This is a genomic window from Reyranella sp., assembly GCF_004297265.1.
In the GTDB taxonomy this organism is placed as follows: Bacteria; Pseudomonadota; Alphaproteobacteria; order Reyranellales; family Reyranellaceae; genus Reyranella.
The window spans coordinates 100,220-116,380 of record NZ_SCUT01000009.1; the positions used below are offsets into that span (position 1 = coordinate 100,220).

The window sequence follows — 16,161 nt, forward strand, 5'->3', positions numbered from 1 at the left end:
ACTACCATATGGCTTGAGCGATGATGCGGTCAAGTGCTAAGGCGTTGGCATGCGAGAGTCGAAGATCGTCCCCGACCTGCTGACCACCCGCCTGCTGCGATTGTCGAACACGCTGGGCCTCTACAGCAGCCGCCGTTACCGCGAGCAGTTCGACGTGACCCTGCCGGAATGGCGCGTGCTGTCGATCATCGGAGCCCTCGAGACGACGAGCGCGCGCGACGTCAGCCGGGCGCTGGCGACGGACAAGGCCTGGGTGGGCCTTACGGTGCAGAAGCTGGAGCGACGCGATTTCGTGCGGCGCGTGCCGGACTGCCAGGACGGCCGGCGCACGCTCGTCAGCCTGACCCGGCAAGGCAAGGAAGTGTACGACGCGATCATGGCCAACGCCCGGCGCCGGCAAAAGCGTCTGCTGGGTACTCTCACCGAGAAGGACGCCGAGACACTGATCGCCAGTATCGAGAGACTACAGGTCGAAGCCGACCGGATGCTGGAGGAGCTCGATGAGTCGTAGTACCGCCACGGCCTGCAATCATTCGGTTCCAACCGTGAGCCTCCGATAGGTCGAGGGTCCGTGCCGTTATTCCTCCCGTTACCGCTGTGAGATCGACCGCGACGACCGGGCTTGCGGCGGTGGGGGTAATCGGGTCGGTCCTCATGGGACCGGCCACGGCGCTGGCGCAGGCCAGCAAGCAGGAATATCCGATCCCGCGCAATCCGTCGGAGGACCTGACGGCGATCGAGCGCATCTTCACGCCGCCGAAGCCGCCGCCGCTCACCGCGTTTCCGGAGTTGCGCGAACGATGGCAGGACACGCCGGCGTTCCTGCGCGACTCGAAAGTGAGCATCGACGCCCGCAGCTACTATCGCGACGCCGTGCGCCCGCCGGGCAGCGCGACCATCCAGGAGGCCTGGGCGAGCGGCGGCTCGATCTCGGCCGAGACCGGCAAGCTGTTCGACCTCGTCTCGCTGGGCGCGGTGCTCTACACGTCCTTCCCGATCGTCGCGCCGTCGCAATACGGCGACACGGGACTGCTGCTGCCCGACCAGCAGGGCTATGCGGTGTTCGGCCAGCTCTATGCCCAGGTCCATCTCGGCGACGCCTACGAGATCACGCTCGGCCGGCACCTCTACAACACGCCCTTCGTCGGGGCGCACGACAACCGCATGTCGCCGAATACCTTCTCCGGTTACAGGCTGGTCGGAACGTTCGAAGGGGACGCGGGCGGGCCGAGCTTCCGCTACGGTGCCGCCTACCTCGATGCCATGAAGCCGCGGGATGCGATCGCCTTCCAGTCGATGGCCAGCGCCGCCGGCGCTCCGACCTCGAACGCCGGAGTGGGTCTCGTCGGCGCCCTGATGAACTGGGGCCCGGCCTCGATCGGTGCGATCAACTACTACAGCCAGGACCTGCTCAACATCTTCTACACCGAGGGCAAGGTCGGCCATGACTTCGGCGGCGGTTTCACGGCGCTCGCCGCGGCGCAGTTCGTCGCCCAGAACAGCACCGGCCAGACGCCGCTCAACGGCGGCAATGCCTTCGCCACCAACCAGCTCGGCATGAAGGTCGATCTCGGCTACCAGACCGGCATCCTGACCCTGGGCTATTCGGTCACCAACCCTGGCCTCGGCATCCTCACGCCGTGGAGCGCCAACCCCTTCTACACCGATGCGCTGATCCAGGGCTTCCAGCGCGCCGGCGAACAGGCGGTGATGATCGGCTTGTCGCACACGCTGAAGCCGGTCGGCCTGCCGGGCATCGCGCTGGCCGCCCACTTCTTCAACGGCTGGACCAGCGCCCCCGCCGCGGGCGCGCCGCTGGTCGAGACCGAATGGGACTTCCACGTCGACTGGCGCCCGGACCACGAGCCGCTGCGGGGACTCTGGTTCCGCGTGCAGTATGGCCGCTCCACCGTGTGGCAGGGCGGCACGGTCACCAGCAGCGAGGAACTGCGGGTGGTGCTGAACTACGACCTCAAGATCTACTGAGCCAAGGTCGACGGAATCTCCAGCCGGACCCGGAGCCCATGGGGTGCCCGGTCGTGCAGGGTCAACGTGCCGCCATGGTGCCGGGCCACCGTTGCGGCGATCGCCAGTCCGAGACCGAAACCACCGACACTGTGACGTGCATCGTCGCCACGATAGAAGGGTTCGACCACCCTCGGTTTCTCGGCGTCCGGGACGCCTGGCCCATCGTCCTCGACGTCGATGGACACACGGCCGGCCTGCGTCGTGTCGAGACGGACGGTGACGGCGGTGCCGTACTTGACGGCATTGTCCACGAGGTTGGAGATGCCGCGCTCCAGGGCAAGCGGCAGGCATTGCAGCGCATAGTGCCGGGGACCTTCGTAGACGATCGGATGGCCGGCATCCTCGAACCGGCTGCAGACCGTCTCGAGCAGCGACGGAAGATCGGCCATTTCCGGCGCTTCCGTCGTCCCGCCTTCGCGAACATAGGCGATCGCCGACGCAATCGATTCGTCCATCAGGGCGATGTCGTCCAGCATGCGCTGACGGGTCTTCCGGTCGCCGACTTCCTCCAGCCGCAGCCGCAGGCGCGTGAGGGGCGTCCTGAGGTCGTGGCTGATGGCCATCAGCATGCGCGTGCGATCCTCGATCAGGCGCAGGATTCGTTGCTGCATGCGGTTGAAGGCTCTCGCCGCCTGCCGGAGTTCCGCGGGCCCCTCCTCCCGAAGCACCGCCTCATCGCCATCCCCGCCGAACCGGTCCACCGCCACCGCAAATCGGGACAGCGGCGAGGCGAGCCGGCGCACCGCCCACACCGTCAGGAGCATGATCGACGCGACCATAAACGTGACCAGCAGGACGATCGGCAGGCTCAGGAAGCTCGGGACGTCCCGTACCAGGCGAAAGACCACGATCTGGCCGTCGCTCAGCCTGGTCACGACCGTGCCCACCTTGCCTTCGAAGTGAATGCCGAGAACCTCCACACCGGGCGGAATCTGGCTGAAGAACCACGACCGGAATTCGCCCTCCGAGTCCACGTCGTTCGACGGCAGGCGCGGCGCTTCGTCGACCAGACTCGCCGTGAAGTCGCCGCGCTGAAAGGCTGAAATCAGCTGTGCGCGACCGGCCGCCGGCAGGGCCTCGAGACCATGCAGGACGTTGAACACACTCACGACATGCCGGGTCACCGTCGGCGACAGGAACAGTATGGACTCGGGCGCCAGCGTGACGAACAGCGAACCTATGCCGATCCAGGCCAGGAGGCTGGACAGGATGAGGACGACGATCATCTGCGTGGCCACCCGGCTCATCACGCCGAACGGCCGAGCGAACCTCACCGCGCGTCCACAGTGGGCGTGAAGACGTAGCCGCCGGAACGGACCGTCTTGATCAACGCAGGATCGCGCGGATCGTCCTCGATCTTGCGTCGAATCCGACTGACGAGAATGTCTATGCTGCGGCTCACCGCCTCGGTCCCGCGGCCCTGCGTGAGATCGAGCAGCTGATCGCGCGTCAGCGTTCGTTGGGCATGCCGGCAGAACGCGAGAAGCAGGTCGAACTCACCACTCGTCAGCATGACGCGGACACCCGCCGGACTGCGCAGCTCGCGGCCCACGGGATCGAGCTGCCACCCGGCGAACCGCATCGGTCCCACCGGCTTCTCGGCCTGGGGAAGCGCCGCCGCACGGCGCAGCACGGCGCGGACGCGGGCCAGCAGTTCGTGCGGATCGAACGGCTTGGCCACATAGTCGTCGGCGCCCATTTCCAGCCCCACGACCCGGGCGACCGGGTCGCCGGCCGCCGTCAGCATGATGATCGGCACTGATGACGTCGCGCGAAGACGTCGGCAGATACTCAACCCGTCCTCGCCGGGCAGCATGATGTCCAGGACGACCAGGTCGATACGGGCCGTCGCGGTCGCGCGGGACATCGATGGACCGTCGGCCGTCGCCGTGACCCGGCAACCGTGCTTCGTCAGGAAGCGCGACACCATCGTGCGAATGTCGGCATCATCCTCGACGATCAGAATGTGGGGGCTGTGCATTTCGCCCATTCTACATGCCCGTGACGGCCGATCACGGCGCCAAATTTGTTTCCCATTGTTTCCGGCCCGCACCTTTGCAGCCGCCCGGGCGCGCGACGGGTTCCGTGGCATCGACGGCGGCGTTCGATCGCCGACATATTTGTTTCCGACTGTTTCCCGCCGCCCTGCCGATACCTTCCGTGACAATCGAGCCGTCCGGCCGTCGCGTCGCCGCCGTGTCCCTATGCCATATCAAAGGCATCGAACCTCAACGCGGGAGCCGCACGCTTCATGACCCTCCAAGCAAGACTCGTGTCGACACTCGGCATCCCGGCAGGCTTCCTCGCGGCCCTCCTCGCCGTCGCGCCGGCCGCCGGCCAGCCCCTGAACGATCCGTTCGCCTCGGGACGGACCGGCAGGGACTGGCAGGTAACCCTGGGTGCCGGCGGGGCACTCCGGCCCTCCTACGAAGGCAGCGACACCTATGCCGTGATGCCCCTGCCCTACCTGAACGTCATCTGGCGCGACATGATCGCGCTCGATCCTTTCGGCCTCAGTGCCTACTGGCGCCTCGACGGGCTGCAGATCGGCGGCGGCCTCACCTACAACTTCGGTCGCAACCAGAGCGGCGGGCTGTTCCAACCGGGCAACTGGCGCCTCAACGGCCTGGGAGACATTCCCGCGGCCCTCGGCGTCCGCGGCTTCGTGAACTACAAGCTCGGTCCGGTCCTGCTCGGCGCGACGCTGACAAAATTCGTCACCGAAGGGAACAGCGGGCTGCTGATCGACAGCAGCCTCGGCGTACCCTGGCGCATCGACGACCGGTTCATGGTCATGGGCCGGCTTTTCGCGACGTGGGCCGACTCCACCTACATGCAGACGTATTTCGGCATCAACGCCACGCAGTCGATCAACTCCGGCTACGCGCCCTACAGCGCCGGGGCCGGGATCAAGAACTTCGGGTTCGAAGTCAGGGCGAACTACGCTCTCGCCTCCAACTGGATGCTCTCGACCAGCGCCCGGCTGTCCCAGCTCGGGGGCAGCGCGGTCGCCAGCCCGATCTCCGTCTCCGACACCGCCGTCACGCTGATCACGACCGTCGGCTACCGCTTCTGAAACGGATGTTCTCCGAAGTTCGCCGAGCCATCCTGCCGCTGGCGCGGCGCCGCATCCGGGGCCGGGACGATCTGGAGCGCGCCAGCCTCCTGATCGACTCCCTGGGGCGTCACTGGCAAGACCCGCTTCCGCTCGAACTGCTGATCGTCACGCCCCGGCGCGACGTCGCGCCGGTTCGTGCAAGCATCCCGCACGCGAAGACCGTGGCCGTCACGGTCCGCCCCGAGAGCGACTTCTTCGCGCCCTTCAGCCCCTTCTACCTGATGCCGGGCTGGTTCCGGCAGCAGATCGTCAAGCTCTACGTTCCGGCGCGCCTCGGCTTCGGCGGCTATCTGACCCTGGATTCGGACATCGTCTGCGTCGGGGATTTCGATCGCAGGACGTTCGTCCGCGAGGGTCGCGCGGTGTCGCGCTGGGAACCCAAGAGCGGTCAGGCGTGGTGGCGCAACGTCGCGGGGTCGATCGGCGTGCCCTACGATCGCCAGGGCCACGGCCTGTCGGTCACGCCCAACATCCTGCACAGCGACCTCGCCTTCCAGGCTCTCGCGCATATGGCCAACGGCGCGATCGACGCCACCGCGCAACTCTGGCTCCGGCTTGCCCGCAGGATCGGGACCGTTCCGTGGACGGAGTATTCGCTCTACACCAGCGTCGCGGAGCTGAAGGGCAATCTGCTCGCCTACCACCAGCATTGGGATTCCTGCTACGGCGGCGACGTGCATCTCTGCTCGGAACGGTCGTGTGTCTGGGAGGCGGACGACTTCGTGCGCCTGGCCGGACTGCCTCAGGGCAGCGATCCGGGCGGCACGTTCATCGTCGTTCAGAGCCATGCACACATTCCCGTCGAGCGGGTGCGCAGCTACAGCCGGCGCTTCACGGGTTGACCGGCGCCGCCGCGGCCGCGCCCGGCCGGGCGGCGACGATCCGGCCATCCTCCATTTCGAGGAGCCTGTCCGCGAAATCCAGCACGCGGTTGTCGTGGGTCACCATCAGCACGGTCATGCCGCGCTCGCGGGCGACACGGCGCAGGAGCGCGACGACGTCGTGGCCCGTCTGCCTATCCAGCGCAGCCGTGGGTTCGTCGGCGAGGATGAGCGGCGGCTCGGCCACCAGCGCGCGCGCAATGGCCACGCGCTGGCGCTGGCCACCGGACAGCTGATGCTGGAACTTGTTCGCATGATCGGCGAGGCCGACCACCGCCAGCATGCGCTCGCTGCGCTCGTCGGCATCGGGCGGCAGCCCGCGGCCCTGCGCCTCGAGCCCCATCCGCACGTTCTCGCGCGCCGTCAGGGAACGGTGCAGATTGTGCGCCTGAAAGATGAAGCCGCATTGCCGCCGGTTGGCGATCAGCCGCGCCTCGTTCGCGCCGGCGAGTTCCCTGCCCGCCACCCGGACCGAGCCCTGCTGCACCGACCGCAACCCGCCGACCAGGGTGAGGATGGTGGTCTTGCCGCAGCCCGACGGTCCCATCAGGAAGACGACCTCGCCGCGCGGGATGACCAGATCCAGTTCGAACAGGACCTGCCGCCGCGTCTCGCCGGCGCCGTACCAATGGGACAGGCGCGAAAGCTCCACCGCCGGCTCCTGCATCAGAACACGTCCGCGGGGTCGGCCTTCCGCACGCGCCGCATGGCGAGGGCGCCCGAGAGGGCGCACATGGTCACGGCGAGCCCGAACACCAGCACCAGTCGCTCGACCGTCATCGCGATCGGCATGGTGAGGGCGGACCGCACGACGGCGTAGAGTCCCAGCGACACCAGCAGCCCCGGCACGAAGCCGGCGACCGACAGGATCAGCGACTGTTCGAACACCACGCCGAGCAAGGCCCGGTTGCTGAAGCCCATCGCCTTGAAGGTCGCGTATTCGGCCAGATGGTCGTGCACGTCGGCGGACAGGATCTCCAGCACGATCACGACCCCCACGATCATGCCGATGATCGTGCCGAACGTGAAAACGAACGAGATCGCCGAGTCGCGCCGCATCCGGCCCTTGGAGTGCTCGATGAAGTCTTCCATGGTCATGACCATGGTGTCGTCATAGGTGCCGAAGCGCGCCCGGATGGCCGCCGCGACCCCTGCGGCGTCGTGGTCCGGCGCCACGTTCACCAGCCCCACGCTCGGCGCCGAGGGAACCCTGTTCAGGGCGAACTCGAAGAAGGTCTGGTCCGATACGATCAGCACGCCCTCGCTGCCGAACGACGAACCGATCTGCATGGTGCCGACCAGCGTCACCGTGCGTCCGCCCAGCTCGGTCTGCGGCCGCTCGCCCCGCTCGATGGCCTGGCGGAATGGAATGAAGTTGCCGCGCGTCTTGCGGTCGAACAGGGCCGTTCCCGTCTCGACGAGCAGAGGCAGTTGGGCCGCGATCTCGGGATCGCGGAACGCCGCGAAATCGGGCCGGACGCCGATCATCAGCATCTGGGCGCGCTCGCCGCGATTGGTTTCCGACTGCTTGATCCAGTCGCGCGGAGTGACATACAGCGCCTCGGCATCGGCGACGCCCGGCACGCCCACCGCCTGCAGGAGCCGGCTGCGCGGGAAGGTGCCGGGACTTGCGAAGTCGCGCGACGTCGACGACACCAGCACGATGTCGGCATTGAGCTGGCGATGGATCATGACGGCCGACTCGAACAGCATGTTCATGAAACCGAGCTGCATGAAGATCAGCAGCACGGCGAAGGCGACCCCCGCCGTGGCGATCGCCATCCGGCCCTTCGAATGGACGAGCTGCTTCCAGCCGAGCGGCGTGCGGCGGCGGACCAGATCCCTAATCTGCACGCGAGAGCCGCGACAAGTTCGGGCCGGTGGCCGTTGCGACGCGCCGGATCGACACGCGGACCTGCAGGTTGGTGAGCGCCGAGACGCGGGCCGACGAGGCGGAGTCGAGCTTCAGGTACACTTCCACCACCCTCGAATCGAGCACCGCCGCGGGATCTTCGCGGATGACGCTCTGGGTTCCGACGACCATGCCGATCCGCTCGACGGTCGCGTCCAGCGGTGTCGCGAGCGACCTCGACGTGACGGTCGCGGGCTGGCCGACGGCAACGGCGGCGATGTCGGCTTCGAAGACCTCGGCGCGCACCACCATTGTCGAAACGTCGCCCAGCTCGGCAAACCCGTCGGTGCCCAGCTGCTGTCCCAGCCGCGCGTGGAGCCGCAGGATGGTGCCGTCCACCGGGGCCCGGAAGCGCGACAGGGCATAATCGGTGAGGGCCCTTTCGGCGGCTGCCTCGACGGCCTGCAGTTCTGCCCGCACGACCGCCTCCTCCAGACGTTTGCCGTTCGCGTCTCGCTGCTGGATGCGCTCGAGCGCCAGCGTCGAGGCGTTGAGCTTTCGGTTCGCCGACAGCAGCGCCAGCCGCTTGTCGATCAGCGCCGGGTCGCTGTAGAGCCCCGCCTTGGCGAGTTGGCGCGTTCGTTCGAGGTCCCACTGGGCGCGATCGCGTTCGGCCACCTGCTGCTCGACGGCGGCGCCGAGGCTCTTTTCGCTATTGTCGAACTCGGCGAGCTTCTGCGCGAGCTGCGCCCTCTTCGTTGCCACGTTCGCCCGGGCCTGGGCCAGCGCTGCCGCCAGCCGCGGCTCCGTATCGAGAACGCCCAGGACCTGATCCCGTGTCACGCGCTCGCCTTCGGCGACGAATATCCTGGCAATGCGGCCGGCGTCGTTGCCCAGCGGTCCGTCCAGCCTGAGCAGCCGGCTGGCCGGCTCGATCCGGCCCAGCGCCACGATGGCGGTACCGGCGCTCTCGCCGGCGGGACGCGCCGAGAACCTGCTCGCCGCGGCCGCTGCCGGCGCCGCCGGCGCATGCACGGGCCATGACAACAGGACGAGGGCCGCCGCGAGCAGGGCAGCCGCTGCCGCCATGAGCAGATGCTTTGGCGATATCTTCATGGAAGGCTCCACGGACGCATGGTGACGATGAGGACTGCGCCATTGCCGGCGGCAACGCTCAGTCCGTTGCCGGACCGGCGCCTGGAGCGGTCTGGCGGCTCATCCCGGCGTCGCCGACCTCACCGGCCCTTCCCTCGGCGACCAGCGCCGCGCGACGCTGGGCGGCAGCGGCCCGCACGGTCGCGTAATAGTCGAGCGATTCGCGTTCCAGGGAACTGGTGACGCCCAGGGCACGCGCGCGACCGTCGACGATGCCAGCTGCCTTGCTGGCGGTGTCGACCGTCGCGATCGTGCCCCCCGGAATCAGCCCCACCGGGTTCGCCACGAAGTCCACGACCTTGCCGACGCTGTCGCGCACGTTCGAGGGACCGAGCAACGGCAACTGGACGCTCGGCCCGGGGCCCACGCCCCATACGCCCAGCGTCTGGCCGAAATCGGCCTGGTGTCCGGGCCGGTCCCAGTCCGTGGCGACATCGAACAGGCCCGCGCCTCCGACCGTCGTGTTGATCACGAAGCGCTGGACGGTATTCCAGCCCCGGCTGAAATTGCCCTGCAGAGCGTCGTTCAGCGCCACGGCCGGCTGGCCGAGATTGCTGGTGAAGTTGTGGACGCTCCTCTGCACTCGACCTGGAACGTGCTCCTGATAGGCCCGGGCGACCGGTTGCAGGGCATTGTCGTCGACGAACTTGTTGCCCTTGAAGATCACGCGGTTCGTCGGCTCGGCCGGATCGTTGTTCCGTTCATGCTCCGCGCGCGCCTCGGCTTCCGCTGGCGCATGGGCGCATCCGGCCACGGCGACGATCCAACCTGCACAGATCACGGCAGGCATCAGGTGTCTCAGGACGATGGCGACAGGCATTTCAATCTCCTATTCCTGGTTGGGGCACGACGGGTAATCTGCTCGAGGTCCGCAGGCACTGGGCGCTGCCGCAGGCGAGCTCGCTGCGAGGGCGCGCCACGACGAAGGCTGCCGCCATCAAAGCCACGGCCGCCGCCAGGAGCGGAAGGACCTTCAACGGTGGTTTCATGGGCAGACGGCGCGATGCAGCGAACGATGTTCTGGAACCGGACATGTCACCGCTATAGCGAGTCCGCGGAGCCTGGACGGATTCGAGTTGTTTCGTGCCGTGTCTGGCGGCGGCTTGGTTACAAGCCGTTACAAATATGCCGGCGCCGCCGAAGCAGACGCGTCCCTTACGCCCTCAGCCTCAAATGACGTCGAGCTTGAACACTCGACGCGCATTGGTCTCGTAGATCTTGCGTCGCTCCTCCTCGGTGATGCTGGCGCCGTCCATGAAGCGGACGGCTTCGGCGTCGTCCTCATAGGGGAAGTCGGCGGCGAAGAGGATGCGGTCCACGCCCAGCTCGTCGAGCGAGAGGCGGAGCGCCGGCATCGACGTCACGCCCGAGGTCGTGATGACGAAATTGTCGAGGAAGTATTCGCTGGGCAGGCGCTCGAGCTTCTCGCAGGCGCCGATCTTCGTCTCGAGGCGGTAGCGGTTGTCGATGCGCTGCAGCCAGAACGGAATCCCTTCGCCCATGTGGCCGAGCACGATCCTGAGCCTGGGGAAGCGATCGAACGTCCCGGACATGATGAGGCGCATCGCATGCAGGCCGGTCTCGGCGGCGAAGCCCCAGCCGGCGAACCACAGCGCATAATCGAGATAGGGAGCGACCCAGGAAGCGGCGGGCTCGCGCGGATGGAGATAGATCGGCATGTCGAGCGCTTCGGCCGCCTCGAAGATCGGCCGGAACTTCGGTGCGTCGAGATACTCGCCCTTCGTGTGGGAGTTCACGATCAGGCCGTTGAGCTTCAGCGTGTTGGCGGCCCGCTCGATCTCCTTGGCCGCCGCCCCGGGATCCTGCGGCGCGATGGCGGCGAGGCCGGCGAAGCGCGTCGGATGGGCGCGCACGGCCGCGGCCAGCGCATCATTCGACTCCGCCGCGAGTCGGGTCGCCAGCACGGCGTCGAACACCTGCACACCCGGCGAGGTGAGCGAGAGGACCTGCATGTCGATGCCGATCGCATCCATGTGGGCGAGGCGCGCCGCGCCGATGTCGAGCAGGCGGTCGTCCAGCGGCTTGTTGGCCGGCGTCTGCGCCAGGATCGACTCGCCCATCTTCGCGAAGCCGGGCTCAACGTCGCTGCCCGCCAGCACCTTGCGCCATTCCGCCATGATCTCGGGCGTGACGAAGGCTTCTTCGACCGCGATACGCCGAAAGTTCATATTCCGCTCCCTGCTCCACTGCACCCACCCTACGTCGACGCACGCAAAACGCCGAATTCATTTCACATGCAATCGTCCACCCGATCCGCGTAGCATGAGGCACCTTCACTCGAGGAGCCCCGGATGACGACGCCCGAAGACGATTCGTCCCTCCCGTCCCGCCGCGCGGCCATGGCTTCCGGTGCGGCCCTGCTGGGCACGACCCTGCTGGCCGGCGGGATCTCTCGAGCCCAGGCGCAGGCCGCTCCTTCCACAGCCACGATGCCCACCGGCTACAACATCCTCTTCGTGCTGGTCGACCAGGAGCATTTCTTCCCGCAATGGCCGTTCCCGGTGCCGGCCCGCGAGGCACTCAAGAAGAAGGCCGTCACCTTCCTCAATCACCAGGCCGCCTCCTGCGTCTGCTCCTCGGCGCGCTCGGTCGTCTATACCGGCCAGCACATCCAGCACACCGGCATCGCCGACAATCTCAACTACATCTGGCAGCGCGACCTCTCGACGAAGATCAGGACGATCGGCCACAGGCTCACCGAACTGGGCTACCACGCCGCCTATCAGGGCAAGTGGCATCTCTCGGCGACGATGGACCTCAACGACAGGCCGGTCGACGCGCCGCTGCTCGACTATCGCAAGACCATGCAGTCCTACGGGTTCCAGGACTTCTTCGGAGTCGGCGACCTGATCGACGGCACCCTTGGCGGCTACAAGTACGACGACGGCACGCTCGCGACCGCGGTCACGTGGCTGCGCACGGAAGCGCAGACACTGCGCACGAAGGGCCAGCCCTGGTACCTCGCCGTCAATCTCGTGAACCCGCACGACACGATGTATTTCGACTCAGATGTCGGAGCGGAGAACATCCAGGGCAAGCGACATGCGCTCCCCATCGCCCGCGCGCCCGACGACGATCTCTATCGCGCAACCTGGGACAGTGTCCCCCTGCCTGCCAACAGGCACCAGCCATTCGACGCGCCGGGCCGGCCGAGGGCACATCTCTACTACCAGCAATCGATCGACCTGCTGGTCGGGCAATGGCCCGACGAGGACCGGCGCTGGCGCGACCTGCGCAACTACTACTTCAACGCCATCCGCGACTGCGACACCAAGGTCGAGCGCCTGATGGCGGCGCTCGAGCACAACGGCATGGCGCGGAACACCATCGTCGTCTTCACGGCCGACCATGGCGAGCTGGGCGGCAGCCACCAGATGCGCGGCAAGGGCACCAACACCTATCGCCAGCAGAACCACCTGCCGCTGATGATCGTCCATCCCGCTCTCCCGGGCGGCAAGGAATGCCAGGCGATCACCTCGCAGCTCGACCTCACGCCCACCCTCCTCGCACTCACCGGCAAGGACGCCGGCGCCGTCGCGCGGGCAAGCGAGGGACTGCGCGGGAAGGACTTCTCCGCCCTGCTGCGCAACCCGGAGACAGCCGAGCCGAAGGCCGTGCGGCCCGCCTCGCTGTTCAACTTCGACATGCTGTCCTACTCGGACCCAAAATGGGCCGCGATGACGATCGATATGCGTGCCTTCCGCACCAAGCCGCCGGAGCAGCAGGAGAAGATGCTGGCGGCACAACCGCCTGATTTCCGCAATCGCACCGCGATCCGCAGCATCTTCGACGGCCGCTACCGCTTCTCACGCTACTTCTCGCCCGTCGCCTTCAACAGGCCGAAGACGATGGAGGAGCTGCTCGCGAAGAACGACCTTGAGGTCTACGACCTGCAGACCGATCCCGACGAGATGGCGAACCTGGCGGTCGATCCGAAGAAGAACGGAGATCTCATCCTGGCGCTCAACCAGGTGACGAACGAGCGGATCGCCGACGAGGTGGGCGTCGACGACGGGTCGTTCCTGCCGATCCGGGACGGGAAGTGGAAATTTCCGCCTCTGGATGAACGGTAGGCCGCCAGCAGTCCCGGTCCGAGCGTAGCCACTTCGCCAGCCCCGCTTGCGACCGGGACTTGCGTCCCAAGCCGTTGACGCCCTATATTGGTAGGTATACCAACCAGGGTCGCCGATATGTCACCCGCCGAGATCGCCGTTCGAGAGCGCCTGCTGATGGCGGCCATCGGGCTGATCCGCGAACATGGACTGGCCGGCCTGACCCAACCGCGCGTGGCGAAAGCCGCCGGCATCTCGCAAAGCCACCTGACCTATTACTTTCCCACGCGGCAGGCGCTGCTGGCCGCCGTGCTGGATCGCACCGCGGCCGACCAGCTGACGGGCGTGGAACTTGCGATGCGTGCCGCCTCCACAAGTCCCAGGAAGCTGGCGGATGCCATGGGCGCCGCCTTCGAGAAGGCGGAGAACAGCCGCGTCCTCATTTCCTTCGCCCTGGCGGCCAGTCAGGACGCCGATGCGCGGGCGATCTTCGAGCGGCTGACGCGCGGCATACGCGGCGAGGTTGCCGCAGCCGCCGATCGCATCGGTATTCCTGCGGATGCCAATACCGTGGCGCTGGTCCATGCCCTGGGGGTGGGATTGTCGGTGCTCAATCTCGCGCTCGGCGGCTCGACGCTGCGTCCCAAGGCCGCCGAGGGAATGGCGAAGCTGTTCAAGCTTCTCGCCGAGGAAGGCAAATCCAGGAACTGACGGAACGAGACCATGACGACCTGGCTGGACAATCTGATTCCCCTCAAGGGCCGGCTCAACCACCTGCAACTCGCAGGCTGGAAACCGAGCAAGGTCGCCGCACAGGATCTGGGCTGCCGGTTGCTTGCCGATGTCATGATCCCGATGAAGGACGGAACGAAGCTGTCGGCAGACGTCTATCTGCCGCGCAAGCCGGGCCGCTATCCGGCAATCGTGCAGTTCTCGGCCTACAACAGAGACTTGCACTCGATCGGCGTGCCCAAGGGCACCAACGAGATCGGGTCGCCGCCGGTCATCACCGCCCGGGGCTACGCGCAGGTCGTCGTGACGGCGCGCGGCGTCGGCCGGTCCGAAGGCGAGTTGCGGCGCTGGCACGCCGAATCCGAAGTGCAGGATCATCTTGCCTGCGTGGCCTGGGCGGGCGAGCAGCCCTGGTCGACCGGCGATGTCTGCCTGTTCGGCACGTCATACTACGGCATGAACCAGCCGACGATCGCCGCGCATCGGCCACCGGCGCTCAAGGCGTTCTTCTGCAACGAGATCTGCACCGACTTTCGCCGTCATGTCTTCCGCTATGCCGGGTATCCGAACATAGAGTTCTTCGGCCTGTGGACCGGCGCCAACTTCACGGCCAAGGGCGTGAAGCTCTACGTTCCACCGGCGGTGCGCGCCCTCCTGAGCCACGTCGTCAACCGACCGTACTTGTGGAATCTGGTGCGTCCGCGCATCGATTCCATCATGCAGGGGTTCAAGAAGAACCGACCCATCCCCCGCGCGCTGGAAAACCTGGTCGCCTTCTTCGCCGATACCGATACGGATCCGCACAACCGGACCGACGAAGGCTCCTTTCGCCGCCTGTCGCAGATCGACGTGCCGTTCGTCGTCGTGCAGAACCGGGGCAACATCTCGCTGCACCAGTTCGGCGCCTACGACCTCTTTGAGAATGCCGGCACGCCGGCCGACCGCAAATGGCTGATCATCGGGCCGGCCGAGTACGAACTTCCCGCCTACTCCTGGCAGCTCGAGGCACTCGCCTTCTTCGACCACGTCGTGAAGGGGATCGACAATGGCTACGATCGCCAGCCGGCCGTGCGCTGGTGGCGTGACGGCGCGGGCGACGGCGAAAGCGCCTGGGGGACAGCGGCGGATTTCCCGCCCCCGGCCTCCCGCACGCTGGCGCTCCATCCCGCCGCCACGGGCACCCTCGAGGTCGAACCGGTCGCCGAGGCCGCGAGCCACTGGCTGGCCGTGCCCCAGGTTCCTGGCCTCGTGCCGGGCACCGACAGCGTCATGCCTCACGTCCTGCGCTTCGCCTGGAAGGTGCCGGCCGATATGGAACTCGTCGGGCCGGCTCGTTTTCGCCTGGGCCTCGCCAGCACCGAGATCGACACGCATGTAATCGCGCGCCTCGACCGCATCGATCGCGGTGGCAAGCGGCACTGCCTGTCGATGGGAAACCAGCGCGCCGCGACTCGGCAGGTCATGCCGGAATACTCGACCAGGGCCGAACAGGCCATCGATGACAGGATCAAGACCCCGCTCGTTCCGGGCGAGCCTGTCGACCTGATTGTCAACATGACTCCGACCGCCGCCGTGCTGCATGCGGGTGACACGCTGGAACTTGCCGTCGCGAGCCGCCCGGCGCTTCTCGCTGCCTCAGTCCGCGAGGGATTCCTCAGCTACGAGAACTATGGCCTGCCGCAATACATTGCGCGCAACACCCTGTTGCACGGCGCCAGGACCACCCTGGAAGTCACCGCCCTCTCACCGCCCGCATGAGGCGCGTGCCGTGCGCACGGCGCCCCCTACTTCCTTTCGAAGGTGGCCGTAAGCGCCGCTTTGGCCAGCGTGTTGAAATGCAGCTGGAAGCCGACGACCGCGGCCGAGGTGTCGGCGTTCACCGGCAGCGTCTCCTCCTTCACGGCGAACACCGTGAACACGTAGCGATGCGGGCCATGGCCCGGCGGCGGGCACGGGCCGCCATAGCCCGGCGCGCCAAAGTCGGTGCGCGTCTGTAGCGCCCCCTTCGGCAGCAGGCCCGCCTTCGGGTTGCCGGCGTCGAGCGCGAGCTCCGTCGTGGTCGCGGGGATGTTGACCACCACCCAGTGCCAGAAGCCCGAGCCTGTCGGCGCGTCGGGATCGAAGCAGTGCACGGCGAAGCTCTTCGTGCCCTCGGGCGCGCCGGACCAGCGCAGGTGCGGCGACTTGTTGCCACCGCCGCAGCCGAAACCGTACTCGGCCGACAGGATGTGCTCCATGCCCAGAGTGGCGCCTTCCTTGAAACTGTCGCTGGTCACGGTGAAGGACATGGTTGTGATCTCCCCTTGAGTGGTTGCACCGGCA

At 67.1% G+C, this 16,161-nt stretch carries 15 protein-coding genes; 7 read left to right on the forward strand and 8 right to left on the reverse strand.

What is annotated here, in order from left to right; genetic code table 11:
* The first annotated feature begins 49 nt into the window (after positions 1-49).
* The gene (locus EPO41_RS03420) at positions 50-511 is read left to right on the forward strand and encodes a MarR family transcriptional regulator (protein ID WP_296320408.1); all 462 of its coding nucleotides are present in this window, start codon (positions 50-52) and stop codon (positions 509-511) included.
* Positions 512-654: 143 nt separating this feature from the next.
* Positions 655-1,986: an OprD family outer membrane porin gene (locus EPO41_RS03425; RefSeq protein WP_296320411.1), complete on the forward strand. Its 1,332-nt coding sequence runs from the start codon at positions 655-657 to the stop codon at positions 1,984-1,986.
* Here the strand turns inward: EPO41_RS03425 and EPO41_RS03430 are convergent.
* Together EPO41_RS03430 and EPO41_RS03435 are read right to left on the reverse strand one after the other, a co-directional pair.
* Positions 1,980-3,302, reverse strand: coding sequence for an ATP-binding protein (locus EPO41_RS03430; protein ID WP_296320415.1), 1,323 nt, complete (start codon positions 3,300-3,302; stop codon positions 1,980-1,982). The two genes, EPO41_RS03425 and EPO41_RS03430, sit on opposite strands and share 7 nt — an antisense overlap.
* Positions 3,299-4,018 carry a response regulator gene (locus EPO41_RS03435; RefSeq protein ID WP_296320419.1) on the reverse strand — a complete coding sequence of 240 codons (720 nt, stop codon included), beginning with the start codon at positions 4,016-4,018 and terminating at the stop codon, positions 3,299-3,301. The genes EPO41_RS03430 and EPO41_RS03435 overlap by 4 nt, the downstream gene beginning before the upstream one ends.
* Positions 4,019-4,279: 261 nt before the next feature.
* Here EPO41_RS03435 and EPO41_RS03440 point away from each other — a divergent pair, with 261 nt between their 5' ends.
* Both EPO41_RS03440 and EPO41_RS03445 read left to right on the forward strand, forming a co-directional pair.
* On the forward strand, positions 4,280-5,104 hold the full coding sequence (locus EPO41_RS03440; RefSeq protein ID WP_296320422.1) for a MipA/OmpV family protein: 825 nt from the start codon (positions 4,280-4,282) through the stop codon (positions 5,102-5,104).
* Positions 5,105-5,109: 5 nt separating this feature from the next.
* A complete protein-coding gene (locus tag EPO41_RS03445) occupies positions 5,110-5,988 on the forward strand; it encodes a DUF6492 family protein (RefSeq protein ID WP_296320425.1) in 879 nt (292 codons plus the stop codon).
* On the opposite strand, the gene EPO41_RS03450 is transcribed toward EPO41_RS03445, so the two are convergent.
* The 5 genes from EPO41_RS03450 to EPO41_RS03470 form a co-directional block, all read right to left on the reverse strand.
* Positions 5,978-6,679, reverse strand: coding sequence for an ATP-binding cassette domain-containing protein (locus tag EPO41_RS03450; RefSeq protein ID WP_296320428.1), 702 nt, complete (start codon positions 6,677-6,679; stop codon positions 5,978-5,980). The two genes, EPO41_RS03445 and EPO41_RS03450, sit on opposite strands and share 11 nt — an antisense overlap.
* 14 nt (positions 6,680-6,693) lie before the next feature.
* On the reverse strand, positions 6,694-7,881 hold the full coding sequence (devC, locus tag EPO41_RS03455; RefSeq protein ID WP_296320429.1) for an ABC transporter permease DevC: 1,188 nt from the start codon (positions 7,879-7,881) through the stop codon (positions 6,694-6,696).
* A complete protein-coding gene (locus EPO41_RS03460) occupies positions 7,871-8,995 on the reverse strand; it encodes an efflux RND transporter periplasmic adaptor subunit (RefSeq protein WP_296320432.1) in 1,125 nt (374 codons plus the stop codon). Before EPO41_RS03460 ends, devC begins: the two co-directional genes overlap by 11 nt.
* Positions 8,996-9,053: 58 nt before the next feature.
* Positions 9,054-9,854, reverse strand: a complete 801-nt coding sequence (locus EPO41_RS03465; RefSeq protein WP_296320434.1) for a VacJ family lipoprotein — start codon at positions 9,852-9,854, stop codon at positions 9,054-9,056.
* Between the two features lie 349 nt (positions 9,855-10,203).
* Positions 10,204-11,223, reverse strand: a complete 1,020-nt coding sequence (locus EPO41_RS03470; RefSeq protein ID WP_296320438.1) for an amidohydrolase family protein — start codon at positions 11,221-11,223, stop codon at positions 10,204-10,206.
* Between the two features lie 123 nt (positions 11,224-11,346).
* Between EPO41_RS03470 and EPO41_RS03475 the strand changes: the two genes are divergently transcribed.
* From EPO41_RS03475 to EPO41_RS03485, 3 genes are all read left to right on the forward strand, one after another.
* Positions 11,347-13,128, forward strand: coding sequence for a sulfatase-like hydrolase/transferase (locus tag EPO41_RS03475; RefSeq protein WP_296320440.1), 1,782 nt, complete (start codon positions 11,347-11,349; stop codon positions 13,126-13,128).
* A gap of 117 nt (positions 13,129-13,245) precedes the next feature.
* Entirely contained in the window at positions 13,246-13,818 is a 573-nt protein-coding gene (locus tag EPO41_RS03480) for a TetR/AcrR family transcriptional regulator (RefSeq protein WP_296320443.1), read from the forward strand.
* A 12-nt stretch (positions 13,819-13,830) separates the two neighbouring features.
* Complete coding sequence (locus EPO41_RS03485; protein ID WP_296320446.1) at positions 13,831-15,597, forward strand: CocE/NonD family hydrolase; 1,767 nt, start codon at positions 13,831-13,833, stop codon at positions 15,595-15,597.
* Between the two features lie 26 nt (positions 15,598-15,623).
* Here the strand turns inward: EPO41_RS03485 and EPO41_RS03490 are convergent, their stop codons facing one another.
* The gene (locus EPO41_RS03490; protein WP_296320447.1) at positions 15,624-16,127 is read right to left on the reverse strand and encodes a YbhB/YbcL family Raf kinase inhibitor-like protein; all 504 of its coding nucleotides are present in this window, start codon (positions 16,125-16,127) and stop codon (positions 15,624-15,626) included.
* Positions 16,128-16,161 lie beyond the last annotated feature (34 nt).

Bases quoted from the DNA above. Each gene is read 5' to 3' on its own strand.
- EPO41_RS03420 (WP_296320408.1), top strand. From the start codon at position 50: ATGCGAGAGTCGAAGATCGTCCCCGACCTGCTGACCACCCGCCTGCTG.
- EPO41_RS03425 (WP_296320411.1), top strand. From the start codon at position 655: ATGGGACCGGCCACGGCGCTGGCGCAGGCCAGCAAGCAGGAATATCCG.
- EPO41_RS03435 (WP_296320419.1), bottom strand. From the start codon at position 4,018: ATGGGCGAAATGCACAGCCCCCACATTCTGATCGTCGAGGATGATGCC.
- EPO41_RS03440 (WP_296320422.1), top strand. From the start codon at position 4,280: ATGACCCTCCAAGCAAGACTCGTGTCGACACTCGGCATCCCGGCAGGC.
- EPO41_RS03445 (WP_296320425.1), top strand. From the start codon at position 5,110: ATGTTCTCCGAAGTTCGCCGAGCCATCCTGCCGCTGGCGCGGCGCCGC.
- EPO41_RS03460 (WP_296320432.1), bottom strand. From the start codon at position 8,995: ATGAAGATATCGCCAAAGCATCTGCTCATGGCGGCAGCGGCTGCCCTG.
- EPO41_RS03465 (WP_296320434.1), bottom strand. From the start codon at position 9,854: ATGCCTGTCGCCATCGTCCTGAGACACCTGATGCCTGCCGTGATCTGT.
- EPO41_RS03470 (WP_296320438.1), bottom strand. From the start codon at position 11,223: ATGAACTTTCGGCGTATCGCGGTCGAAGAAGCCTTCGTCACGCCCGAG.
- EPO41_RS03475 (WP_296320440.1), top strand. From the start codon at position 11,347: ATGACGACGCCCGAAGACGATTCGTCCCTCCCGTCCCGCCGCGCGGCC.
- EPO41_RS03480 (WP_296320443.1), top strand. From the start codon at position 13,246: ATGTCACCCGCCGAGATCGCCGTTCGAGAGCGCCTGCTGATGGCGGCC.
- EPO41_RS03485 (WP_296320446.1), top strand. From the start codon at position 13,831: ATGACGACCTGGCTGGACAATCTGATTCCCCTCAAGGGCCGGCTCAAC.
- EPO41_RS03490 (WP_296320447.1), bottom strand. From the start codon at position 16,127: ATGTCCTTCACCGTGACCAGCGACAGTTTCAAGGAAGGCGCCACTCTG.